At 65.0% G+C, this 2,523-nt stretch carries 4 protein-coding genes; 3 read left to right on the top strand and 1 reads right to left on the bottom strand.

What is annotated here, in order from left to right:
- Positions 1-203: 203 nt before the first annotated feature.
- The 3 genes from ACTICP_RS15985 to ACTICP_RS15995 all read left to right on the top strand — a co-directional run bounded on the left by ACTICP_RS15985 (position 204) and on the right by ACTICP_RS15995 (position 1,761).
- Positions 204-551 (top strand): DMT family transporter, encoded by a 348-nt coding sequence (locus ACTICP_RS15985; RefSeq protein ID WP_441894051.1) that lies wholly within the window; start codon positions 204-206, stop codon positions 549-551.
- A complete protein-coding gene (locus tag ACTICP_RS15990) occupies positions 551-880 on the top strand; it encodes a DMT family transporter (protein WP_441894053.1) in 330 nt (109 codons plus the stop codon). Before ACTICP_RS15985 ends, ACTICP_RS15990 begins: the two co-directional genes overlap by 1 nt.
- A gap of 152 nt (positions 881-1,032) precedes the next feature.
- On the top strand, positions 1,033-1,761 hold the full coding sequence (locus tag ACTICP_RS15995; protein WP_441894055.1) for a SurA N-terminal domain-containing protein: 729 nt from the start codon (positions 1,033-1,035) through the stop codon (positions 1,759-1,761).
- Between the two features lie 15 nt (positions 1,762-1,776).
- Here the strand turns inward: ACTICP_RS15995 and ACTICP_RS16000 are convergent.
- Positions 1,777-2,523: VOC family protein (locus tag ACTICP_RS16000; protein ID WP_441894057.1), on the bottom strand; the 747-nt coding region annotated here is incomplete at its 5' end.

The raw sequence follows: 2,523 nt of genomic DNA on the forward strand, positions 1-2,523 counted from the left end.
CCGGTCGCGCACCTGCCGCAACCCCCGCCGGAATCTGCTGCGCCGAAACTGTCCGCCCCACGATTTAGGCAGGCGCGGGCTAAACGCGGTTGCCGACACGTGCACGCGTGCTGTGCGCTCGTCCCGGCGCCGAAGAGCGGAACATTCTGCTCGACCGCACCGTTGATCGTTGGTGTGGCGACAGATCGACGAGGAGCATGAGAATGAAGAAGTGGTTGTTCCTCGCGGGAGCGATCGCGCTTGAAGTGACAGCATCCCTGTCTCTCAAGGCTGCTCTCAGCGCGCCGTGGCTCTTTGCTGTCGTCGCGATCGGGTACGTCGGAGCGTTCCTGCTCCTCGCCGGCGCGCTGAAGGAAGGTATGCTTCTCGGCGTCGGATACGGAATCTGGGGAGCGAGCGGGGTCGCCCTGACCGCGGCCCTGTCTGCTGTCATCTTCGGCGAACCATTGACCGTACTCATGACCCTGGGTATCGCCGTCGTCATAGGCGGAGTGCTGTGCGTTGAACTTGGCCACCAGACTGCCATCGAGAAGCAAGAGAGCGCCGCCTGATGGCGTACCTGCTTCTCGTCATCGCGATCGTCGCCGAGGTCGGTGGAACGCTCTCTTTGCGCATGGCGACGTCCGAATCGAAGAATGTGCGCCGCTGGCTTCTGCTGGTGATCGGCGGTTACGGGGTTGCGTTCGTGGGCCTCACGCTGGCCCTCGCAGAGGGGATGCCGCTCGGAATCGCCTACGGCATCTGGGCCGCATCCGGGGTGGCATTGACCGCCGTCCTCAGCAAGCTGCTGTTCAAAGAGCCGCTCACCAAGGTCATGGCTATGGGCATCGGGCTCATCGCCGCGGGCGTTCTGCTGATCGAACTCGGCGCCGCTCACTGATCCGCAGGGCCGCTTTGACCGTCGCCTCCGTTCCACCTGCGCGACCCGCTGCGCAGACGGGAATGCAGGCCTACTCAGCCCCCGCACAAACTCGATTGACCCGCCGTCCAGGTCACGCTGTTAGCGTCGCTTCCCGACGAAAGGACATTTGAGTGAATCGCAAACTATGGGTAGGGCTGGGCGCAGCGGTGACGCTGTTCGCACTTGCCGGATGCAGCGGCGCCGGTGAAGAAGCCCCCAGCGAGGGAAGCCAGCAGGAGGGTGCATCTCAGAAGCCGGACCTGGAAGGCATCCCTGACGTCGTCGCAGAGGTGAACGGCGAAGAGATCACTAAGGACGAGTTCGTCACGGTCTACGAGATGCAGTACACGCAGATGCAGGCGCAGTCCCAGCAGACGGGCCAGGAGCTCGATCAGAATCAGCTGCGAACGCAGACGGCCGAGTCGATGATCGACATCGAACTCTTCATGCAGGAAGCCGACGAGCGCAAGATCGAATTCAGCCAGAAGGAGATCGACGCCACCCTGGAGGAGCTCGCCGCGTCCAACCAGATGGAGACGACGGACGACCTGCTCGCGGCTCTGAAGGAACAGGGCATGGGTGAGAAGGAAGTGTTCGCCGAGGTCGAGAAGCAGGAGCGGATCGACCAGCTCCTTACTGAGGAGCTCGGTGACGCGCAGCCGACCGAGGAGGAGCTCGTCGCGCTCTACGAGCAGGCGACCGCGCAGCAGAAGCAGGCCGGTGGCGAAGAGCCCCCGCCGTTCGAAGAGGTGAAGCCGCAGCTCGTCGAGCAGGCGCTGAACGCCAAGAAGACCGAGGCTCAGCAGGCGCTGGCGTCGGAGTTGCGTGAGGACGCCGAGATCACGATGAACCTCAAGTAGCGCAGCAACGCGGAATCAGCCCAGCACGAATCGCACGGTGTTGCCCCACGAGTCGGCGGTGACGACGACGTCTCCGTGTGCCTCGTGGGCGGTGCCCGATTCCGTGAGCCGAGTGACGAGGGAATCCAGATCGGATGCTGCGGGCACCGCGACCGTGATGCCTTGAAGCCCCGCGCTGTCCGGGCGCGCACCCGCACCCTCGCTCTGCCAGGTGTTCGTCGCGAGGTGATGGTGGTAGCCGCCGGCTGAGTAGAACAGCGCCCCGGGCGACTCGGCGGTGACGTCAAATCCGAGCACGTCGGAGTAGAACGCGCGAGCGCTGTCGAGGTCACCGACGCGCAGATGCACATGGCCCATCGAGGCGGCACCGGAGGCGTCGCCGTCGAGGTTCTCGTGGATGAACTGGTTCGGGTCGAGCGCCGCGCTGCCCATGACGACCTGTCCGTCTTCCCATACCCACTCGTCGCGCGGGCGGTCGATGTACAGCTCGACGCCATTGCCCTCGGGGTCGCCGGCATAGAAGGCGAGACTCACGGCGTGGTCGGCGCTGCCCTGGAACGATTCGGGTGCGTTCTCGGCGATGTTCAGCAGCGTCTGCGCCAGGCTCGCGGCATCGTCGAACAGGATCGCGGAGTGGTACAGGCCTGCGGTGCGCGGGTCATCGGCCCCGGCATCCGTCTGTTCGAGACGGACGAGCGGGCCATCGATCCCGAGCACGACGGAGCCCTCTGCCTCCTCGAGCACAGCCAGGCCGATCACGTC

It is taken from the genome of Microbacterium sp. (assembly GCF_052102115.1).
Lineage (GTDB): Bacteria > Actinomycetota > Actinomycetes > Actinomycetales > Microbacteriaceae > Microbacterium.